The sequence below is a fragment of the Pseudomonas sp. SG-MS2 genome, from assembly GCF_009933855.1.
Lineage (GTDB): Bacteria > Pseudomonadota > Gammaproteobacteria > Pseudomonadales > Pseudomonadaceae > Aquipseudomonas > Aquipseudomonas putida_E.
In genome coordinates, this window is record NZ_MOMO01000162.1 from 1 (window position 1) to 20,698 (window position 20,698).

Here is a 20,698-nt window from a genome sequence, read left to right on the forward strand (position 1 = left end):
CGAACACATCGTGCACCCGCCACATGGCCCACATGCCTTGGGCGAAGTGCGGATAGAAGTGGCAATGGTAGATGGCATCACCCGCCACACGGTTACGGTTGCCCGAGCCGCCGTTGGCGATCTCGTAGGTGTACCCAACACCTGGGCCTATGCCCTGGGCGTCGATGTAGTCGGAGTTGTCGTCATTGGGGTTGAACAGCCACTGGTGGCCATGCAGGTGGAAAATGTGTTGCTCATGGCCGTTGTGGGTGTTGCGGAACTTGGTGAAGTCGCCAATGTAGCTGTGGTGCACGTTGGCCGGCTCCGACGGGTACAGCGCCATGTTGGCCTTGACCCCAATGGCGCTGGCCGGCGGGGTTTCGCCTGGGCGAATGTGTTCCAGGCCGATGTTGGCCGGCACATCCACCAGGGTGCCGATATCACCCACGGTGTGTGCGCTGAGGAAGAACTCTTCATAGGCGCAGGACAAGCAATCGTGCATCGGCCCGACCCCCAGGCGGTTGGCCACGACTTCCGCGCCCATGCCCCCCGAGCCGTAGTTGATCATGAACGAGTCGCGCGTAGGCTCCAGCACATGCCCCATCACCGGGTCCGCCCAGTAGCCGGGGAAGGCCTGGGTGGCCGCCACTTCATCAGCGAACTGCGAGGCGAAATCGCGGAACGCCTCCAGGCGGTTGGGCAAGGCCGGGTTGCGCTTGTTGATGCTTTCCAGCGGGTAGGTGGAACGCGGGAAGCTGCCGTCCGGGTTGGGCCCCATGACAATGGCGTCGGTTTCACTGCTGAGGATTTCGTTGCCGTCGACCATGGCGATGATCGGCTTGCCGGCCTTGCCTTCGGCTATCCACGGCTCAACCTGTGGGTAGCGGGCCTCGTAGTCGACCACGGGCTGGCCGGTGGCGGCACGGCCGGTACTGGCCAGGCGCATTTCCTCTTCGGTCAGGGTGTTTCGATAGGTGCGCCCACCTTTGGGCACCACCACCACCTGGCCGAACAGGCCATTGGCGACGTTGCCGGCGTTACCTTGGCCGCCGAACGTGGCACCCTGGCTGGTGGCGGCGAAGGCACCTTCGCGCTCGGCGTAGAGGGTGTAGCTGCGGGTAGCGCCCGGGGCGATCAGGAAGTTGCCATTGCGGCCGGTGTTGGCGGCAATGTCGCCGATGCTGTTGACGGCCTGAAGGCCGTTGACCTGAAAGCCGACGTGGCGATCAGTGACCTGCTCGTCGGCGACGAAGTGCTCGCCCCCGTCATTCTCCACTTCTGCAGCTTCTTCGGCTTCTTCGGCTTCTTCGGCTTCATCGCCTTCTTCGGCTTCTTCTCCCTCTACACCTTCGAACTCGTTCTCATCATGGTCGATACCGTGTTTGTTGGGATTGGCCTGATAAGCCAACAGGTTGGTCAGGTTGACCGTCAGGCAATCACCGGCGGCAACCCGCAGCACGATGGGACGTGGGCGTTTGTCCGGGCGCAGGGTCACCTTGCCCGGCACTGCGGCGCCCCCCTTGCTCAAGGGTACCAGGTGCTCGTCCACCACATCCTGACGCAGGGCGAACATCATGCCGTTGGCGTTTTGCGCGCCAAGGCGGTTGAACATCAGGGGCTGGTCCAGGGCGATCACGTTGGCCACCAAGGTGCGCTGGCATTGCACAGCCGCCTCGCTGGTCGCTGTCCAGCCCAGCAGGGCCAGTACAAGTGATGTGAGGACGGGGCCTTTGTTGGGGGTCGACATGCTGCACCTCCGGGACACAGGAACTGTGCAAGAGGGTCAGCAAGGTGTATGCCAGAAGCAAATATCCTTTTTATTCAATGGTTTGGGCGATCAATCGAACCGGATTGGGGTGGATTCCCCGCTGCGCCCCCCACATCAGGGGATGGTATTCGTTGTCATTGCGGGGGGTGTGGGTCACCAGAAAATGGGGTATTCATGGTTTGCCGCAGGGGTGGGTAAACGACCTGTAAACAGGCCCCATAAAAAGTTGAACGTCCGCACTCAGTTGCTTTCCACATGCTGATCGACGTCAACTTCCAGGAGCCCCGCAACGATGAAGATGCCCGGCCGTGCCCCCAACGCCAACGTGCAACTGGACTATGTGCGCGACACGCTGTTCGGCCCGATTGCCATGAGCGTTGAATGCCAGTGCCAACTCGCTGCACTGAACGTGCAGGGGCGCCCTGCCCTGCGCCTGCACATCTGCCCGCCGCTTCCGGACAAAGTCGAGCGGGCGCACAGCGTGGCCTTCGTGTGGGATGGCCGCAGTTACCATGGTGTGGTCCGTGACCAAGGCAAGTGTGGTGATGGCGGGCTGAACCTGCTGGTGGAGCTGCAATGAGCCGATCAACGACGGCGAGGTGGGCTGACGGCAGAATATGGCGCCCGGCCAGCTTCGGCTGACCGGTGCCCCTGGGTCGTCAGGCGATCGCCTTCAGCGACGCTGGCTGGCTGTCACGCAGCGCATGCAACTGGTCAACCAGTTTCACCACGTCACGGCAACTGTTCAGGTTCTGCAATGGAACGCCTGTAAGCGTCACACCCTGCTCCATGTTTGGCCCCTGACCCAAGCGAATGGTCAGGCTTGTGCCATCCAGGCAACTCACTTCACAAAGATCAGGCAGGCAGGCCTGTTCGATCAGTTGGCGCATTTCCAGCATCGAAACACCTATCAACGACATGTTAAGACCCTCTCTTGAGTGGATGGCCTGTTTATCGGAGTACGCCTTTGGCAGGCAGGGTGCCAATTGATAATGCCCATGCCCAGGCGGCCGTCCATGCGCCGGGGCAATTGATGATGCGCAAGATCAACTAGCACCTTAGTGGAAGAACCGGCAAGCCCTCTTACCGTTCGATCCAATCGAGGCACTTCACGACAGGCGGTCAGCGCTGGCGACCGCGTGGCGGGTAGCGCATAAACAGTGCCAATGACGTCGAGCGCCCCCGCCCATGTGATCGTTGCTCAGCCTTTGAGGTGCTCCAGTACCTGTTGCGCCGCCGCGGCCGGATCCTCCTGCATGAAGCAGTGACCTCCGGCGACCTGACGAGCCTGGACCCTGGGGTTGATCGCGGCCAGCCGCTGCACCGAATGCGGCACGAAAGGATAGGTCTGTTCGCCATACAACACACGGGTGGGAACCTGGATGGCGGCGAGATGCGCCCACATGCGCGCAGGGAAGGAGCTGAAAATCTCAACTTCACGGCTGGGCCGGCACTTGAGCACCACGCCCTCACCGCAATCGCCGATGGCATGTTCGATGTAGGCCTGCAGCGCTGCATCGCTCCAGCCCTTGAAGATGCCCCGCCCCTGCAGCGAAGCCGTTGCCGCTTCGCGGTCGGGCCAATGGCTGCGGCGGTTGGCGGCCTTGCGCGCCAGGGCATGCCGGCGGTGCAGGCCCACCAGCGCAGCAGCCCCCATGACCCCGATCATGCGCCGGCTGAACAATACCGGGTCAAGCAATACGGCGCGCTCGAACAACCCAGGCCTGATGGCCAGGATCAGCCCGGTGAGCACGCCACCAAAACTGTGCCCCAGTGCATAGCGAGGTACCTCGCCATACTCGCCACGGCCCGCTTCGAACGCCTCCACTGCCAACTCAGCCGTGCGGTTCCAGCCGCGGAACACCCCGCCATGGTCACTGTCGCCGTGCCCCTGAACATCACTGAGCCACAGGTCGAACTGCTCGCCGAGGCGCGCCAGCATCGGCTGGTAGGCCAGGCAGCAAAAGCCATTGCCGTGCAAAAAATGCAGCAGCGGCTTGCCGCTGGCCGGCGAGCGCCAGCCGCGCAGGGTGAAACCTTCGGAGCATTGGTGAGACCAGGGGATCAACTGCATGGGTTTGCCGTACTCGACGCGTTACCAAAACGCCGATTCTACAAATAGCAGCGGGTAAAGCGATATCACCAGCAGCAAGGCCATCAGGACATTGAACAGCATCAGCCAGCGCGGTTTCTGCAGCAGGTTGCGCAGCGCACTGCCAAACATCACCCACACGCCGACGCTGGGCAGGTTGACCAGGGCGAACACGGCCGCGATGACGATCACGTTCAGCACATAGCCCTGGGCCGGTGTGTAGGTGGTGATCGCCCCTACCGCCATCACCCACGCTTTGGGGTTGACCCACTGGAACGCGGCTGCCCCCCAGAAGCCCAGCGGCTTGCGGGCATTGGACGAATCGGCGCTCAAAGGGCCGGAGGTGGCGATCTTCCAGGCCAGGTAGAGCAAATAGGCGGCGCCCACGTAACGCAGCACGGTGTACAACGCAGGCCAGGCCTTGAACACCTCGCCAAGGCCCAGACCAACGGCCAGCACCAGGACCATGAAACCGATGCTGATGCCCAGGGCGTGAGGGATGGAGCGACGCACGCCAAAGTTCACCCCAGAGGCCAGCAGCATGGTGTTGTTGGGGCCTGGGGTTATCGAGGAAACGAAGGCAAACAGCACAAAGGCCATCAGCAGGTCGAAAGAGGCAAGCATGGCAGGCATTCCAGAATGGTAATGAGTGCTGTCACACTACGGCAGTCGCCTTCCGTACAACCGGTACAGTTACCTTAAATTACGCAGATACACATGACTGTATCGATACGACGCATTGCTTATCAAGGAAGCCCAGCATGAGCCTTACCATTCGCCCCGCAGTACGCACTGACGCCGCACAGATTCTTGCATTCATCACCGAACTGGCCGAGTACGAGCGTGCGCGCCATGAAGTGGTCGCCACCCTTGCCGATATCGAGCACAGCCTGTTCGATGAGGGCAGCACGGTGCACAGCCTGATCTGCGAACGCGATGGCCAGGCAGTGGGGTTTGCCGTGTATTTCTACAGCTATTCGACGTGGCTGGGGCGCAACGGTATTTACCTGGAAGACCTGTATATCACGCCTGAACAGCGCGGCGGTGGCGCGGGCCGCGACCTGCTGCGGCACATTGCCCGCGAAGCCGTAGAGAACCGCTGCGGGCGGTTGGAATGGAGTGTGCTGGACTGGAATGAACCGGCGATCGGGTTCTACAAATCGCTGGGGGCCGAGCCGCAGGATGAGTGGGTGCGGTACCGGCTGGATGGGGACAGGCTGCTGCAGTTTGCCCGCGGTTGATCAGTAACCTGTGTGGGCTTGCCGGCGATGCAGGCGCTGCGGCGCAGGGCACCGGCTTTGCCGGTGATCGCCGGCAAGCCGGCTCCTACAGGTACCCCGCTGCTCTCAAGCTCAGCGCTAACCCAGTGGGAGCCGGCCGTCACGCGCCGCTGCGCACACGATGCATCACCACCCCCACCAGCACCACATTGACCAGCGCCAACAGGCACAAGGTCACCAGCACCCCCATCGCGCCAAAGTGCTCGAACAGGTAGCCCCCCACCACCGGCGTCAACGCTTGGCCGATCAGCGACGGCCGCGACATGCGCCCCATCAACAGCACGTATTGCGCAGGCGGCATCATCGCCAAGGGCAACAGCCCGCGCACGATCGCCCGCAAGCCATTGCCGCAACCGAACACCAGCAGGCCCACGGCCGTGGCCGCCGGCACCAGCGTGACCAGCAGCAGACCGACCAGCACCAGGCTGACCCAAGCCAAGGCTGTCCAGATCGGATGGCGCTGGCCGGCCAGAATCTGCAACACCCTGGAGGCCACCTGGCTGGGACCGAGCATCGCCGCCAGGCCAATTGCCACCGGCAGCGAGTGCCCAAGGCCCTGGAGCACGGCTACCAGTTGCACGGCAATTGCCGTCATGATGATCGCGCCAATAGCGAACATGCTGGTCAACAGCAGGTAAAGCTGGCGGTCGGCCCCGGTCGCGGTGCCTTGATCCTGAGCCTTGCGTACCTCAATCCGCCCTCCGGCCGGCAACACGCGCCAATACAGAGGCGCCACCACCAACAGCAACACGAGCGCATAGCAGCCGCAAGTGGTGCGCCAGCCCAGGTGTTCGATGGCCAAGGCCACGGTCGGCCAAGACAGGGTCGAGGCGAAGCCGGCGATCAGGGTGATGCCCGTGATTGCCTTGCCCGCACCCTCGCCATACAACCCGCCAAGGGTGGCGAACAGTGCCTCGTACAGCCCCATCGCCATGCCGACGCCGATCACCACCCAGGCCAGCAAAAACAGCCCCAGGCCCTGGCTGGCGGCCATGATCAGCAAGCCCACCGCGACCACGGCGCCACTGGCGGCCATCTGCGGACGGCCACCGTAGCGTGCAACAAGGCGGCTGGACAGCGGGGCAAACAGCGCCGAGACCATCAAGCTCAGCGATAGCGCACCGTACACCCACTGGCTGGGCCAGCCGGTGTCGCGGCTGATCGGCTCGGCCATCACCGCCATGAGGAAGAACGAACCGCCCCAGACCAGTATTTGCAGGATGCCCAGGCAGACGATGCCGAGGGGCCCGGGTAGTTGCGGGGAGCTGTTCACGATCGGGCCTTGGTTCACATACGGGGGAGGATCAGAGCCGGCACCCTACCATGCTCGCCATCGATGAAATATCCCGACATATCATTGGGCGTGATAATAACCTTCGCTGCGTTCGATTCGTGCGTCACGCGCAAGGCACTCACACTCCGCCCACTACTAATACTTTGGCGGAGTTCTCCATGGACCACTCACTCAAACCCTTGCGCTTCCCCCTCGCTGCCCTGGCAGTGGTGGTGCTCAGCGCTTGTGGCCGCACCCCAGATGCCGTGCAGGCTCCCGCCGCGCCCAAGGTCACCGTCGCCAAGGTGATCGAGCAGCCGATCAACGAATGGGACGAATTCACTGGCCGCCTCGAAGCCCCGGAAACCGTCGAAGTGCGCCCGCGCGTGTCCGGCCAGATCGACCTGGTGGGCTTCACCGAAGGCGCCCAGGTCAAGAAAGGCGACCTGCTGTTCCAGATCGATCCACGCCCGTTCCAGGCTGAAGTGCGCCGCCTCGAAGCCCAGTTGCAACAGGCCAAGGCCACCGCCATCCGCAGCGCCAATGAAGCTCGCCGTGGCGAGCGTCTGCGTGACAGCAACGCCATCTCCGCCGAGCTTGCCGAGTCGCGCAGCAGCGCTGCCGCCGAGGCCCGCGCCGGTGTCGATGCGATCCAGGCCCAGCTTGACCTGGCCCGCCTGAACCTCAGCTTCACCCGCGTCACCGCGCCGATCAGCGGCCGCGTCAGCCGCGCCCAGTACACCGCCGGCAACATCGTCACTGCCGATGTCACGCCACTGACCAGCGTGGTCTCCACCGACAAGGTCTATGCCTACTTCGACGCCGACGAGCGCGTGTACCTCAAGTACACCCAGCTGGCGCGTGAAGGCCAGCGCGGCCAGGCGACCCCGGTCTACCTGGGCCTGACCAACGAAACCGGCAACCCGCACCTGGGCCACATGAACTTCGTCGACAACCAGGTCAACCCGCGCACCGGCACCATCCGTGGCCGCGCCGTGTTCGACAACCGCGACGGCCAGTTCACCCCTGGCCTGTATGCCCGCCTGAAGCTGGTGGGCAGCGCCCAGTACGACGCGGTACTGATCAACGACGAAGCCGTGGGCACCGACCTTGGCAAGAAGTTCGTACTGGTCATGGACAAGGACAACAAGGCGACCTACCGCACCGTGGAACTGGGGCCCAAGCTCGAAGGCCTGCGTATCGTGCGCAGCGGCCTGGGCAAGGATGACCGCATCGTGGTCAAGGGCCTGCAGCGGGTACGCCCTGGCTCGCCAGTCACCCCGCAAGAAACACCCATGGCCAGCGAGCAGACCCTCGCCGCCCTCGCCCAGCAGCGCCAGGCTCTGGAAGCCAGCAACCCGGCGCCGAAGGTTGCCGGCACCCATGCAAAAGTCGCCAGCGCCCAAGCGCCGCGCGGTTAAGGGACAACACCGATGAACTTTTCGAAATTCTTCATTACCCGGCCGATCTTCGCCGCGGTGCTGTCGCTGGTGCTGCTGATCGCGGGTTCCATCTCGCTGTTCCAGTTGCCGATCAGTGAATACCCGGAAGTGGTGCCGCCTACCGTGGTGGTGCGCGCCAACTTCCCGGGTGCCAACCCCAAGGTGATCGGCGAAACCGTCGCCGCACCGCTGGAGCAGGCCATCACCGGTGTCGAGAACATGTTGTACATGTCCTCGCAATCCACTGCCGATGGCAAGCTCACCCTGACCATCACCTTCGCCCTGGGCACCGACCTGGACAACGCGCAGGTGCAGGTACAGAACCGTGTCACGCGCACCCAGCCCAAGCTGCCGGAAGAAGTGACCCGTATCGGTATCACCGTCGACAAGGCTTCGCCCGACCTGACCATGGTGGTGCACCTGACTTCGCCGGACAACCGCTACGACATGCTCTACCTGTCCAACTACGCCATCCTCAACATCAAGGATGAACTGGCGCGCCTGGGCGGCGTGGGTGATGTGCAACTGTTCGGCATGGGCGACTACTCGCTGCGGGTGTGGCTCGACCCGAACAAGACCGCTTCGCGCAACCTGACCGCCGGTGACGTGGTCGCGGCCATCCGCGAGCAGAACCGCCAGGTTGCCGCGGGCCAACTGGGTGCCCCGCCCGCCCCCGGCTCGACCAGCTTCCAGCTGTCGATCAACACCCAAGGCCGGCTGGTGAACGAGGAAGAGTTCGAGAACATCATCATCCGCGCCGGTGCCGATGGCGAAATCACTCGCCTGAAGGACATCGCCCGGGTCGAGCTGGGCTCCAGCCAGTACGCCCTGCGCTCGCTGCTGAACAACCAGCCGGCGGTGGCCATTCCGATCTTCCAGCGCCCCGGTTCCAACGCCATCGAGATCTCCGACGAAGTGCGGGCGAAGATGGCCGAGCTGAAGAAAGACTTCCCTGAAGGCATGGACTACAGCATCGTCTATGACCCGACCATCTTCGTGCGCGGCTCCATCGAAGCGGTGGTGCACACCCTGTTCGAAGCGCTGGTGCTGGTGGTGCTGGTGGTGATCCTGTTCCTGCAGACCTGGCGCGCCTCGATCATCCCGCTGCTGGCTGTGCCGGTATCGCTGATCGGTACCTTCGCGGTGATGCACCTGTTCGGCTTCTCGCTCAACGCCCTGTCGCTGTTCGGGCTGGTATTGGCCATCGGTATCGTGGTGGACGACGCCATCGTCGTGGTGGAGAACGTCGAACGCAACATCGGGCTGGGCCTCAAGCCGCTGGAGGCCACGCAAAAGGCAATGGGCGAAGTGACCGGGCCGATCATCGCCACCGCCCTGGTGCTGTGCGCAGTGTTCGTGCCCGCCGCGTTCATCTCCGGGCTTACCGGGCAGTTCTACAAACAGTTCGCCCTGACCATCGCCATCTCGACCGTGATTTCGGCGTTCAACTCGCTGACCCTGTCGCCGGCCCTGGCCGCCGTGCTGCTCAAGGACCACCACGCACCCAAGGACCGTTTCTCGCGGCTGCTGGAAAAACTGCTGGGCAGCTGGCTGTTCGCCCCGTTCAACCGCTTCTTCGACCGCGCCAGCCACAGTTACGTCGGTGGCGTGCGCCGGGTCATCCGCTCCAGCGGCATCGCCCTGTTCGTCTATGCCGGCCTGATGGGCCTGACCTACCTGGGTTTCTCGTCCACCCCGACCGGTTTCGTGCCAGCGCAGGACAAGCAGTACCTGGTGGCGTTCGCCCAGTTGCCTGACGCCGCCAGCCTCGACCGCACCGAGGCGGTGATCAAGCGCATGAGCGAAATCGCCCTGAAGCAACCCGGCGTGGCCGACTCGGTAGCCTTCCCAGGCCTGTCGATCAACGGTTTCACCAACAGCCCCAACAGCGGCATCGTGTTCACCCCGCTCAAGCCGTTCGATGAGCGCAAGGACCCGAGCCAGTCGGCAGCGGCCATCGCTGCGGCGTTGAACGCCCAGTTCGCCGACATCCAGGATGCCTACATCGCGATCTTCCCCCCACCGCCAGTACAAGGTCTGGGCACCATCGGCGGCTTCCGCCTGCAGATCGAAGACCGTGGCAACCTGGGCTACGAAGCGCTGTACAAGGAAACCCAGAACATCATCGCCAAGAGCCACAACGTGCCGGAGCTGGCTGGCCTGTTCACCAGTTACCAGGTGAACGTGCCGCAGGTCGATGCGGCCATCGACCGGGAAAAGGCCAAGACCCACGGCGTGGCGATCACCGACATCTTCGACACCCTGCAGGTTTACCTGGGCTCGCTGTACACCAACGACTTCAACCGCTTCGGCCGCACATACCAGGTCAACGTCCAGGCTGAGCAGCAGTTCCGCCTCGATGCCGAGCAGATCGGCCAGTTGAAGGTGCGCAACAACCTGGGCGAGATGATCCCGCTGGCGACCTTCCTGAAGGTCAGCGACACCTCCGGGCCTGATCGCGTGATGCACTACAACGGCTTTATCACCGCGGAAATCAACGGTGCGGCAGCCCCGGGGTACAGTTCCGGCCAGGCCGAAGCGGCCATCGAGAAACTGCTGAACGAGGAACTGCCCAACGGCATGACCTTCGAGTGGACCGACCTGACCTACCAGCAGATCCTCTCCGGCAACACCGCGCTGCTGGTGTTCCCGCTGTGCGTGCTGCTGGCGTTCCTGGTGCTGGCAGCCCAATACGAAAGCTGGAGCCTGCCGCTGGCGGTGATCCTGATCGTGCCGATGACCTTGCTGTCGGCGATTACCGGAGTGATCGTCTCCGGTGGCGACAACAACATCTTCACCCAGATCGGTTTGATCGTACTGGTGGGCCTGGCGTGCAAGAACGCCATCCTGATCGTCGAGTTCGCCAAGGACGAGCAAGCCAAGGGCCTCGACCCGCTGGCTGCGGTGCTGGAAGCCTGCCGCCTGCGCCTGCGGCCGATCCTGATGACCTCGATTGCGTTCATCATGGGCGTGGTACCGCTGGTGTTCTCCTCCGGTGCCGGCTCGGAAATGCGCCATGCGATGGGTGTCGCGGTGTTCTCGGGGATGATCGGCGTGACCGTGTTCGGCCTGTTCCTGACCCCGGTGTTCTTCTTCCTGATTCGCCGTTTCGTCGAACGTCGCCAGGCCCGCAAGGCCGAACGCGTTCAATCGCTGGAGAACCACGCATGAAGCTGCTCAAACCCCTGACCCCGAGCCTGCTGGCCCTGGCCCTGGCGGCCTGCGCGGTAGGCCCGGACTACAAAGCGCCGAACACTGAGCCTGCGCGTTTGGCCAGCGACGTGCAGGCCAAGGCCTTCGACCGTAGCCGCTTCGAAAGCGTGTGGTGGAAGCAGTTCGATGACCCGGTACTCAACCAGTTGGTGCAGGCTTCGCTGGACGGCAACCGCGACCTGCGCGTGGCCTTTGCACGGCTCAAGTCGGCGCGGGCGATCCGCGATGATGCCGCCAATGACCAGTTGCCGGTGGTCACCAGCCGCGCCAGCAGTGAGATCGGCAAGGGCCAGGTACCCGGCCAGACCGATCAACGGGTCAACAGCGAGCGTTACGACCTGGGCCTGGACATGGCCTGGGAGCTCGACCTGTTCGGCCGTATCCAGCGCCAGATCGAGGCCAGCGACGCTCAGGCAGCGGCCGCCCAGGCCGACCTGCAACAGCTGCAGGTCAGCCTGATCGCCGAACTGGTCGATGCCTATGGCCAACTGCGTGGTGCACAACTGCGCGAGAAGATCGCCGTGGCCAACCTCAAGACCCAGCAGGAGTCGCGCAGCATCACGGTGACCCTGCGCGACGCCGGGGTCGGCAACGAGCTCGATGTGGTGCGCGCCGACGCCCGCCTGGCCGGGGTCGAAGCCACCGTGCCACAACTGCAGGCCGAGCAGGCACGGGCTCGCCACCGGATTGCCACCCTGCTCGGCCAGCGCCCGGATGCCCTGAGCGTGGACCTCTCGCCCAAGGCCTTGCCGGCTATCGCCAAGGCCCTGCCGGTGGGCGACCCGGGTGAGCTGCTGCGCCGCCGCCCGGATATCCGCAGTGCCGAGCGCCAACTGGCCGCAGCCACCGCCAATGTGGGCGTGGCGACTGCCGACCTGTTCCCGCGGGTGAGCCTGAGCGGCTTTTTAGGCTTTACCGCCGCGCGCGGTTCGCAGATCGGTTCGTCGGCAGCCAACGCCTGGGGGCTGGGGCCAAGCATCACTTGGGCTGCGTTCGATCTGGGCAGCGTGCGGGCCCGACTGCGCGGTGCCAAAGCCGATGCCGAAGGGGCCTTGGCCAACTATGAGCAACAGGTACTGCTGGCCTTGGAAGAGTCGGCCAACGCCTTTAGCGACTATGACAAGACCCAGCAGCGGCTGCTGTCGCTGATGCGCCAGAGCGAGGCCAGCCGCAAGGCGGCTGACCTGGCTTCGGTGCGTTACCGCGAAGGTACGGTGGATTATCTGGTGCTGCTCGATGCCGAGCGTGAGCGGCTGAGCGCCGAAGATGCACAGGCGCAGGGCGAGGTTGACCTGTATCGCGGCATTGTCTCGATCTACAAGGCGCTGGGCGGTGGCTGGCAGCCGGACTCGGTGGCCAGCGTGCGCTGAGTTCCCACTTTTTAAACGACTCCTTTGGTTGGCTCCTCCCCCAACCGTTTGCCCCGCTGGCCTTGGCTTGCGGGGCTTTTTTTGGTTTGTTTACAGGTCGCTGATGGTGCGGCCGGGCACATGCCTTGATTGCTGTGCTGCCCTTGCAGCCCACGCCAATCTGCCCCAAGCTTCCACTTCCCCCGCCATGGCCCCCTCCGATGCCCACACGCCACCGCTACCTGATCGCTGCTTTACTGCTGATTCTGGTATCAGTCGGCATCGCCTACCTGCGCCGCGATACCCCGCCAGCACAACCGACACTACCCCCGCACAGCTACGCCAAAGCCCTGCGCCAGGCGCATGAAGGCCAACCGGGCGCCGCGCGGGTGCTCTACCAGCAACTGCAACGCAACGACCTGGCGCCGATCCGCCGCGCAGCCCTGTACGCAGAGCTGCCCAACTACCCCTCGCCACAAGCGCTGAAACTGGCCCGCATGGACCTGGAAAACGATGAGCCCTTGGTCCGTCGAGCAGCCATCGCCAGCATCCGCCGCCTGCTGCCCGCCGCACAACGCAGCCTGGTTCTTGGCCCCCTGCTCGATGATGACGAGCAAAGCGTACGCTTTGCCGCCGTCGATGCCTTGCTTGGCCTGGACCCCGACGCCATTGGCCTGTACTTCGGCCCACTGCAGGCGGCACTGGAGCAATACCAGCAAACGCTGGAAAAACAACCTGAGGATGCGGCGGCCCAGGTGCACCTGGCACGCCTGTATCTGCATGAGAATGACTACACCGAGGCCGCAGCCGCCCTGCACCGCAGCCTTGCATCAAACCCGGACAACCTCGACGCCCTGGCGACCCAGGTACGCTTGCTCGAACGTCAAGGCCACCACGACCAGTCCCGGCAGGTACTGGCCCAGGCACTGGCGCTACGGCCGGATTCGGCCTTCCTGCAACACGAACTGGGGCGCTGGCTGATCCGCCATGGCCAGCGCGAGTTCGCCCTGCTCGCGTTGTCCCGCGCGGTCGAGCTGGAGCCGGACAATGCCGACTATCGCTATAACCTGGCAGTGACCCTGCACGACCTGGAACAGTCCGATGCAGCGCAAAAGCAGCTTGAAACCCTGCTCAACCGGCAACCGGCCAATCGGCGGGCACGGGTGTTGCTGATTCGATACTGGAAAGAAACAGGTCAATTGCAGAACGTTCAGGTGCTGCTTGCCGAACTGGAGCGGCAAAACCCGGATGACCCATTTCTGCAGCAAGGACTTTAGATACGTTGAACCCTGGGGGTTTGCCTGTGGTCCAGTGGGTAACGGACCACTCACGGCTTGGCCAGGCATGGCCGCCCTTAAGGAGAATCACATTGGCCAGCTCGCTGTCGCTGGACGAACGTGCCTTGATTCTGGCACCCAGGCAACTTGCCACGCACACCTCGACGTTTCTGACGAGCGCTGGCATCGATTGCGTGTGTTCGCGCGACATCACCCACCTGCGGGGCGGGCTGGACAGAGGCGCAGGCTTGCTGGTCGTCGACGAACACACGCTCAACAGCAGCCAAAACGAACTGCTGCAGGCTTTTATCGACCAGCAACCGCCCTGGTCGGACCTCCCCATCGTGCTGCTCACGCAAACCCCACAAGCCTCAGCCAGCCCCTGTACGCCCGCGGACCATCCACTGGGTAACCTGACACTGCTGGCTATTCCGTTCGAAGATGAACAGTTGCTTGAACTGATCAAGTTGGCGCTGCGTCAGCGTCGCCGGCAATACCTGGCTCGCGACCAGTTAGTCGATCTGCAGCAACGCCTGGATGGACACAGCGAGGCACAGCACAGCACCGAGCAGGCTATGCACCAGACCCGCAAGATGGACGCCATCGGGCAATTGGCCGGGGGGGTGGCTCACGATTTCAATAATCTGCTGACCAGTATCGGGGGGAGCTTCGAACTGATCGACAGGCGGTTGAAACAAGGCAGCACCAAAGGGTTGGAAGGCCTGCTCAGCAGGGGGCAGGAGGCCGTTTCGCGTGCAGCGCGCCTCACCCATCGGCTGTTGGCGTTTTCGTCCCGACAATCGCTGCACAGCCGTCGCATCGACTTACGGGCACTGCTGCAGCCACAACGGCTGGAGGCCGTACTGCAGCATGGCGTATTACTGCAACTGCAAATACCTGAACACACCTGGCCAGTGGCCGGCGACGACACACAGTTGCAAGAAGCCGTGGACAACCTGCTGCTCAATGCCTGCGAAGCCATGCCCAACGGTGGCAAGGTGCGTGTCGAAGCCAGCAATCGAGAGGTAGCAGCGACGCAGTTCGCCGATGGCAGCCTGGCGGTGGGCGACTATACGTGCCTGAGCGTCACTGACGAAGGCCAAGGCATGTCGCAGAGCACGCTCGAACATGCCTTCGAGCCGTTCTTCAGCACAAAGCCGGTGGGCCAAGGTATCGGCCTGGGCCTTTCGATGGTCTACGGCTTCAGCAAACAGTCCCAGGGGCATGTGGTACTGCATAGCCAGATAGGCCAAGGTACCCGCGTAGATCTTTACCTGCCGCGCCACCTGGAGCAGGAGCAAACCCAGGTGCAAGCAGCCCCACCACGTTCACAGGGTGGCGGCCGCACGGTGCTGGTGGTCGAGGATGATCCGGATGTGCGCCAGTTGTTGTGCCAGACCCTGCAGGAGCAGGGTTTCCCGTGTTGCAGTGCCTGCAATGCCAGTGAGGCCCTGCAGGTATTGCGCTCATCCAAGGCAATCGACCTTTTGGTCAGCGACGTTGGCCTTCCAGGCATGAACGGGCGGCAATTGGCAGAGATCGCCCGTACCTTGCACCCGCATTTGCCCATATTGTTCATCACTGGCTACACCGAAACGGCAATGGCCCGGGAGGGTTTTCTCGGCGCCGGCATGCAACTGATGTGCAAACCATTCGAACTGGCGCAATTTCATGCCCGAGTGATGCAGATTCTCGGTGAGACCTGACGGGCTCAGTCGTCCAGCAACAGCAGCGCCTGGTTGGCCAAGGTCGACAATTCAAAGGGTTTGATCAGCAGCGCCGTGCCTGGCACTTGCAACAGGCCAGGTTCCAGCGGTTGATCGGTATAGCCGGTGATGAACAGCATCTTCTGGCAAGGGTTGACCGTACGCATGGCCTTGGCCAATTGCTGCCCACTGAAGCCTTCAGGTAGCCCGATGTCGGTGATGACCAGATCGTACGGGCCATCGTGACGAAAGCGCTCCATCGCGGTATTGGCGTCGGCCACATCAATTACCGTAAAACCTCGCTCGCGCAGATACTCGCCCATGACCGTGCGCAGGTTATGCTCGTCGTCGATCAACAACACACGCTGCCCGCTGGCCAGTGAAGCCTGGGGCATCGCCGCCGCAGGCGTTTGCGGTATCGCTTCCAGGCATCGGGGGAAGAGCATGCAGACCTTCGTACCTTGGCCCGGTGACGACTCGATCCATACGTAACCGCCAGATTGGCCGACGAAACCGTGCACCATCGCCAGCCCCATCCCTGAGCCGCGCCCAGTGGGCTTGGTGGTAAAAAATGGCTCGAAGGCCTTGGCCACATCCTTGGCCGGCATGCCATGGCCATCGTCCATGATCTGCAATCCAAGATAGTCACCTGGCGCCAGACCGCCCTCTTCAGGGAAGGCCGAGGCCAGCCTGGTGTTGATCGTGCGAATCGCAACGTTGCCGCGGCCCAGGCAGGCTTCTCGCGCATTGGCGCACAGGTTGATCAGGCTGTTATCCAATTGGCCGACATCCAGACACACGGTCCATGGGTCGACATCCAATTCCCAGGACAAACTCATTTCAGTGCCAAGTGCATGGCGCAACATCGGTTCCATGGCGGCCAGGTGGCGGTTCATGTCCAGCGGTGCCGGGGCCAAAGGCTGATGGCGGGAGAAAACCAACAGGCGGTGGGTCAGGTTCATGGCCCGCTGCACCGAGTCGCGCGCCAACGCCACGTAACTGTCAATGCGCTCCATGCGCCCCTGGCTCAAACGCCGCTGCAACAATTCAAGGCTGCCGCCAATACCCGACAACAGGTTGTTCATCTCATGGGCCATGCCCCCGGCCAGATGACCGACCACCTCCAGCCTCTGGGTGTTGCGCAGCAGGACCTGAGACTGACGCATGGCCGCCTCACGGTCGCCTGTAATGTCTCGCCCAACGGCAGTCAGCACCGAGCCGTCGAAGCTGCCACTCCAGTGGAACCAGCGGTAATGCCCGTCGACATGGCGCACACGTGTTTCGAGCTCTGCAGGCCCTCTGTCGTTGACGAAATCGATTGCAGCCGCTTCAACTTCATCCCTGTCGGCCGGATGAACCAGTTCCAGGATCGACATGCCCCGCACCTCAACCTCGCTCCAGCCCAGGGCGCGATGCCAGGCCGGGTTGGCTGCCAGCATCTTCAGGTCCAGGCTCACGGTGATCATGGCATCGCGCGACAGGCGCCACATGTAGTCGCGGTCAGCCATGTATCGCGCTATCTGACGCTCGAATGTCTGCGCCTGCTCGCGCCACTTGCCATGTGCGGTCACACCGGCGGAGCTCTGGATCACGGTGTGAAGCATACCTACAACTTCATGGTGCTCGTCACGGATTGGCGCATAACTGAAGACGTACCACGCCTGCCCCCCCGTCTTTGCGCACTTGATCTCATAAGGCTGATCATCGACAAAACTGGTACCACCCTGCAGTGCCTTGAACACCCATGGACCGATATCGTCCCAAACGTCGCTCCACAACGAATCGAAGCGCCTGCCCAGTGCCTGATCCAGGCCACCCAGCAGCGCCACATAGGAATCGTTGTGAACAACGGTCATATTGGGCCCCCAGACCACGGCACTGGGGAAAGAGGAAAGGAGCATCATGTCGATCGCAATGCGCAACGAAGGCTCCCAGTGCGGCAAGGGCCCAAGGTCCGTATGCCGCCAGTCGAACTGCACGATCCTCTCCCTCATGCCACCGTCCGACTCTTTTGTAGGGGTCAGTAACACGCCGTTCGGCGAGGGATCGTAAGGAGTGCTGTTAGCGACCAAGGTGATGGTTCCACTGTTGCTCAAGACTGACGAAGTGATCCTGCATCATCGGCTCCCCGGTTAACTGCTGCAATAGGCCATTTGCACCACGCCTGCACTCTGGCACCCAAGAGCGGGCAGTGCAAACAACATCGGCCAGCGCAGGAAGCAGCACAAGGCCACTCCCCATACGCTTGCCCGCAAACGCCAGCTATGCTCTATAGGCTTTGCGTGCCATGAGCTGACTTCCCGTTTGATTACAGGCAGGAGTGTAGTAATGAGCAAGAAAATTCTGGTGGTGCTGACCAATACCGCCAAATATCCGACCCTGAGCAGGGCAACCGGTTTATGGCTGGGTGAAGCCGTGCATTTTGTCGATGTGGTTCAGCAGGCAGGTTTCACGGTCGACTACGTCAGCCCCGGCGGCGGCTACGTGCCAATCGATCCGCACAGCCTGCAGATGGCCCCCGAGCTGGATTGGAGCTATTACAACGACAAGGCCTTCATGAACCAGCTGGGCGCCTCGCTAAGCCCCGGCCAGGTCACAGCAGACGAATACTGTGCCATCTATTACACCGGTGGCCATGGCGTTATGTGGGACTTCCCTGACAACCCGCAATTGCAGGAGCTGGCGCGCAAGATATACGAAAAGAATGGCGTTGTGGCCGCTGTCTGCCACGGGGTGGCAGGCCTGCTGAACATCAAGCTCAGTGATAACAAGTTGCTGCTCAAGGACAGCCAGGTCACCGGTTTTTCCAATACTGAAGAAAAGCTTGCCGAACTCGAGGAGGTGGTGCCGTTTCTCACCGAGAACGAACTGGGAGCACGAGGGGGTATTTACAGCAAGCATGATGATCCCTGGAAGCCTTTTGTAGTCTGTGACGGCCGCCTGATCACGGGCCAAAACCCCGCCTCTACGCGTTTACTGGCAGAGAAGGTAATTCAGACGCTCAATGGGTAATCCTTCTTACGTCTCGACAATGCAAATCCTCAGTCAGACACGGTTGCGGATTACAGTAGGGGCACCCCTGAATACATAGGCTCTTCGGTCAACTGTCCATCCCGGACAACTCGGATCAGGAGGGCTTCAGTCCCATGTCAAAATTCAGGGTTCTCGGTCGAAGCATGATGGCGCTGCTGCTGACACTGGCGATCAGTTCGATACCTGTTGCGTCAGGCTTGATGGTGATGATCTATCAGCACGATAACAAGCTCAAGGAGACGGCTCGCGTATCGTTGAAGGAAGCCGTCTTTTCCATTGATATGTCCCTTAACCGCTTGCACGACGCCGCTTTGGTGGCAATGCCGCTGGCTGGCAGCGCTTGCGAAACGGCCAAGGCGCACCTGTTGAAACAGGTTCAAGACGTCCGTTACCTGCGAGCGCTGGCATTGACCGCCGATGGCCGTATCTACTGTGACACCCTGGTTCCTCCCCGTGCGAAAAACAGGTTTGCGACTGGCTCCGAGGCACAGGTACAACTGATCTTCGATTCTCCTGCAGCGCCCAATGCAGTGCTTGTCGCCTACCAGCTTCGCCGCGAAAATCTGGGTGTGATAGCGTCAACCTACGGCATGGAGCTGCGCAACGAACTGCGTGCATTTCAAACCGGGCTGGTGTTGCTGCTGGAGTTCCAAGATTTTTACATCTGGGCAGATGGCGACAGCCGAGACCCTGCCCGCCCCTCTCAATCCGAGTTCTTCATGACCGGGAAATCGGACAAGTACGGCTACACCGTAAAGGTCGGCTATCCCGACGGCTTTGCCGCTGATGAAAGGCGCCAGATGCTGATGCAGATCCTGCCGTCACTTGCGTTGATCGGCATCATCACAGGTTCGATCTTCTACTGGGGGCTGTTCAGGCAATGGGGTAAGCGTGACTGTACCGCCGCCCGAAAAGCATGACGGCGGTACACTTCACTTATTGAACGTCGAGCACGCCTCGGCGAACCTGGTCGCGTTCGATCGACTCGAACAGCGCCTTGAAGTTGCCTTCGCCAAAGCCGTCATCGCCTTTGCGCTGGATGAACTCGAAGAATACCGGCCCGAGCAGGGTTTCAGAGAAAATCTGCAGCAGCAGGCGCTTGTCGCCTGCCTCGGAAGCGCCGTCCAGGAGAATGCCGCGAGCCTGCAATTGGTCGACCGGCTCACCGTGCCCTGGCAGGCGCTCTTCGAGCATTTCGTAATAGGTCTGCGGCGGCGCAGTCATGAAGCGCATGCCGTAGCCCTTGAGCGCATCCCAGGTCTTGAGCAGGTCATCGGTGAGGAAGGCCACATGCTGGATGCCCTCACCGTTGAACTGCATCAGGAACTCTTCGATCTGCCCCGCCCCTTTGGACGACTCTTCATTGAGCGGGATGCGGATCATGCCATCCGGAGCGGTCATGGCCTTGGAGGTCAGGCCGGTGTACTCGCCCTTGATGTCGAAGTAACGAATCTCGCGGAAGTTGAAGAGTTTTTCGTAGAAGCCGGCCCAGTAAGCCATACGGCCGCGATACACGTTGTGGGTAAGGTGATCGATGATCTTCAGGCCTGCGCCCGCCGGGTGGCGGTCGACGCCTTCGATGAAGTTGAAATCGATGTCGTAGATCGAGCTGCCTTCTTCGAAGCGGTCGATCAGGTACAGCGGAGCGCCGCCAATGCCTTTGATCGCCGGCAGGCGCAGTTCCATCGGGCCGGTTTCGATCTCGACTGGCTGGGCGCCCAACTCCAGGGCACGGGCATAGGCTTCATGAGCGTTGCGTACCCGGAACGCCATACCGCACACCGACGGGCCATGCTCGGCTGCAAAGTAGGAGGCGATGCTTTTCGGCTCGTTATTGAGAATAAGGTTGATGCCACCTTGACGATAAAGGTGCACGTCCTTGGAGCGGTGTGTCGCCACCTTGGTGAAACCGAGCATCTGGAACACCGGCTCCAGAACGCCAGGGGTTGGCGAAGCCAGTTCAATGAATTCAAAGCCCATCAGGCCCATAGGATTGTCGAAGATATCAGCCATGTTCGTGTCCTCATCTGCAGCGAAAATTATTGAGTGCGTGGGATGTGGTACGAAAATGGCGGCGAGCAGGGGATGCCGCGCACGCTTCTGGCGAGGAAGTCACCAATGATCAGCTTGAACCCTTGGTTTGTCATATAGTCCCATTCTCGGTGGGGTTGATCCTTCAATGAAGAAAGACCTTATTGTTGTAATCGTAAACCGATTCTACAGTGCGTAAATTTCTTTGTCGCGCATTAGTTCTCCGCCCGCGCCGACAAACGGCTATCCTCAGTC

The 20,698-nt window shown here is 62.0% G+C and carries 15 protein-coding genes and 1 pseudogene; 9 read left to right on the plus strand and 7 right to left on the minus strand.

Going from position 1 to position 20,698, the window contains the following annotated elements:
• Nucleotides 1–1,726 (minus strand): annotated as a pseudogene (locus BLX42_RS13550) (hypothetical protein); the annotation flags it as partial.
• A 313-nt stretch (nucleotides 1,727–2,039) separates the two neighbouring features.
• Here BLX42_RS13550 and BLX42_RS13555 point away from each other — a divergent pair.
• Nucleotides 2,040–2,327: a hypothetical protein gene (locus BLX42_RS13555; RefSeq protein ID WP_161871970.1), complete on the plus strand. Its 288-nt coding sequence runs from the start codon at nucleotides 2,040–2,042 to the stop codon at nucleotides 2,325–2,327.
• A gap of 79 nt (nucleotides 2,328–2,406) precedes the next feature.
• Here the strand turns inward: BLX42_RS13555 and BLX42_RS13560 are convergent, their stop codons facing one another.
• The 3 genes from BLX42_RS13560 to BLX42_RS13570 form a co-directional block, all read right to left on the minus strand.
• Nucleotides 2,407–2,667: a DUF1652 domain-containing protein gene (locus BLX42_RS13560; protein ID WP_046787672.1), complete on the minus strand. Its 261-nt coding sequence runs from the start codon at nucleotides 2,665–2,667 to the stop codon at nucleotides 2,407–2,409.
• Nucleotides 2,668–2,948: 281 nt separating this feature from the next.
• The gene (locus tag BLX42_RS13565; protein ID WP_161871971.1) at nucleotides 2,949–3,821 is read right to left on the minus strand and encodes an alpha/beta fold hydrolase; all 873 of its coding nucleotides are present in this window, start codon (nucleotides 3,819–3,821) and stop codon (nucleotides 2,949–2,951) included.
• A gap of 21 nt (nucleotides 3,822–3,842) precedes the next feature.
• Nucleotides 3,843–4,472: a LysE family translocator gene (locus tag BLX42_RS13570; RefSeq protein ID WP_177010263.1), complete on the minus strand. Its 630-nt coding sequence runs from the start codon at nucleotides 4,470–4,472 to the stop codon at nucleotides 3,843–3,845.
• A 128-nt stretch (nucleotides 4,473–4,600) separates the two neighbouring features.
• Here BLX42_RS13570 and BLX42_RS13575 point away from each other — a divergent pair, with 128 nt between their 5' ends.
• Nucleotides 4,601–5,080 (plus strand): GNAT family N-acetyltransferase, encoded by a 480-nt coding sequence (locus BLX42_RS13575; protein ID WP_046787675.1) that lies wholly within the window; start codon nucleotides 4,601–4,603, stop codon nucleotides 5,078–5,080.
• Nucleotides 5,081–5,219: 139 nt separating this feature from the next.
• Here the strand turns inward: BLX42_RS13575 and BLX42_RS13580 are convergent, their stop codons facing one another.
• Nucleotides 5,220–6,341, minus strand: coding sequence for an MFS transporter (locus BLX42_RS13580; RefSeq protein ID WP_161871987.1), 1,122 nt, complete (start codon nucleotides 6,339–6,341; stop codon nucleotides 5,220–5,222).
• A gap of 230 nt (nucleotides 6,342–6,571) precedes the next feature.
• Between BLX42_RS13580 and mexE the strand changes: the two genes are divergently transcribed.
• From mexE to BLX42_RS13605, 5 genes are all read left to right on the plus strand, one after another.
• Nucleotides 6,572–7,813 (plus strand): multidrug efflux RND transporter periplasmic adaptor subunit MexE, encoded by a 1,242-nt coding sequence (mexE, locus tag BLX42_RS13585; protein ID WP_161871973.1) that lies wholly within the window; start codon nucleotides 6,572–6,574, stop codon nucleotides 7,811–7,813.
• A gap of 12 nt (nucleotides 7,814–7,825) precedes the next feature.
• Entirely contained in the window at nucleotides 7,826–11,005 is a 3,180-nt protein-coding gene (locus tag BLX42_RS13590) for an efflux RND transporter permease subunit (RefSeq protein WP_012314307.1), read from the plus strand.
• Entirely contained in the window at nucleotides 11,002–12,417 is a 1,416-nt protein-coding gene (locus BLX42_RS13595) for an efflux transporter outer membrane subunit (RefSeq protein WP_161871974.1), read from the plus strand. The genes BLX42_RS13590 and BLX42_RS13595 overlap by 4 nt, the downstream gene beginning before the upstream one ends.
• Before the next feature lie 200 nt (nucleotides 12,418–12,617).
• Nucleotides 12,618–13,673: a tetratricopeptide repeat protein gene (locus tag BLX42_RS13600; RefSeq protein WP_161871975.1), complete on the plus strand. Its 1,056-nt coding sequence runs from the start codon at nucleotides 12,618–12,620 to the stop codon at nucleotides 13,671–13,673.
• Nucleotides 13,674–13,765: 92 nt separating this feature from the next.
• Complete coding sequence (locus BLX42_RS13605) at nucleotides 13,766–15,379, plus strand: response regulator (RefSeq protein WP_161871976.1); 1,614 nt, start codon at nucleotides 13,766–13,768, stop codon at nucleotides 15,377–15,379.
• Nucleotides 15,380–15,384: 5 nt separating this feature from the next.
• On the opposite strand, the gene BLX42_RS13610 is transcribed toward BLX42_RS13605, so the two are convergent.
• Nucleotides 15,385–17,373, minus strand: a complete 1,989-nt coding sequence (locus BLX42_RS13610; protein WP_161871977.1) for a PAS domain-containing sensor histidine kinase — start codon at nucleotides 17,371–17,373, stop codon at nucleotides 15,385–15,387.
• Nucleotides 17,374–17,707: 334 nt separating this feature from the next.
• Between BLX42_RS13610 and BLX42_RS13615 the strand changes: the two genes are divergently transcribed.
• The gene (locus BLX42_RS13615) at nucleotides 17,708–18,391 is read left to right on the plus strand and encodes a type 1 glutamine amidotransferase domain-containing protein (protein ID WP_161871978.1); all 684 of its coding nucleotides are present in this window, start codon (nucleotides 17,708–17,710) and stop codon (nucleotides 18,389–18,391) included.
• A 164-nt stretch (nucleotides 18,392–18,555) separates the two neighbouring features.
• Complete coding sequence (locus tag BLX42_RS13620; RefSeq protein ID WP_218580312.1) at nucleotides 18,556–19,332, plus strand: CSS-motif domain-containing protein; 777 nt, start codon at nucleotides 18,556–18,558, stop codon at nucleotides 19,330–19,332.
• 16 nt (nucleotides 19,333–19,348) lie between these two features.
• Here BLX42_RS13620 and hppD read toward each other — a convergent pair whose 3' ends face one another.
• On the minus strand, nucleotides 19,349–20,425 hold the full coding sequence (hppD, locus tag BLX42_RS13625; protein ID WP_046787683.1) for a 4-hydroxyphenylpyruvate dioxygenase: 1,077 nt from the start codon (nucleotides 20,423–20,425) through the stop codon (nucleotides 19,349–19,351).
• Between the last annotated feature and the right edge of the window lie 273 nt (nucleotides 20,426–20,698).

Coding starts and splice junctions, on each gene's coding strand:
- BLX42_RS13555 (WP_161871970.1), top strand. CDS start 2,040: ATGAAGATGCCCGGCCGTGCCCCCAACGCCAACGTGCAACTGGACTAT.
- BLX42_RS13560 (WP_046787672.1), bottom strand. CDS start 2,667: ATGTCGTTGATAGGTGTTTCGATGCTGGAAATGCGCCAACTGATCGAA.
- BLX42_RS13565 (WP_161871971.1), bottom strand. CDS start 3,821: ATGCAGTTGATCCCCTGGTCTCACCAATGCTCCGAAGGTTTCACCCTG.
- BLX42_RS13570 (WP_177010263.1), bottom strand. CDS start 4,472: ATGCCTGCCATGCTTGCCTCTTTCGACCTGCTGATGGCCTTTGTGCTG.
- BLX42_RS13575 (WP_046787675.1), top strand. CDS start 4,601: ATGAGCCTTACCATTCGCCCCGCAGTACGCACTGACGCCGCACAGATT.
- mexE (WP_161871973.1), top strand. CDS start 6,572: ATGGACCACTCACTCAAACCCTTGCGCTTCCCCCTCGCTGCCCTGGCA.
- BLX42_RS13590 (WP_012314307.1), top strand. CDS start 7,826: ATGAACTTTTCGAAATTCTTCATTACCCGGCCGATCTTCGCCGCGGTG.
- BLX42_RS13595 (WP_161871974.1), top strand. CDS start 11,002: ATGAAGCTGCTCAAACCCCTGACCCCGAGCCTGCTGGCCCTGGCCCTG.
- BLX42_RS13600 (WP_161871975.1), top strand. CDS start 12,618: ATGCCCACACGCCACCGCTACCTGATCGCTGCTTTACTGCTGATTCTG.
- BLX42_RS13610 (WP_161871977.1), bottom strand. CDS start 17,373: ATGAGGGAGAGGATCGTGCAGTTCGACTGGCGGCATACGGACCTTGGG.
- BLX42_RS13615 (WP_161871978.1), top strand. CDS start 17,708: ATGAGCAAGAAAATTCTGGTGGTGCTGACCAATACCGCCAAATATCCG.
- BLX42_RS13620 (WP_218580312.1), top strand. CDS start 18,556: ATGATGGCGCTGCTGCTGACACTGGCGATCAGTTCGATACCTGTTGCG.
- hppD (WP_046787683.1), bottom strand. CDS start 20,425: ATGGCTGATATCTTCGACAATCCTATGGGCCTGATGGGCTTTGAATTC.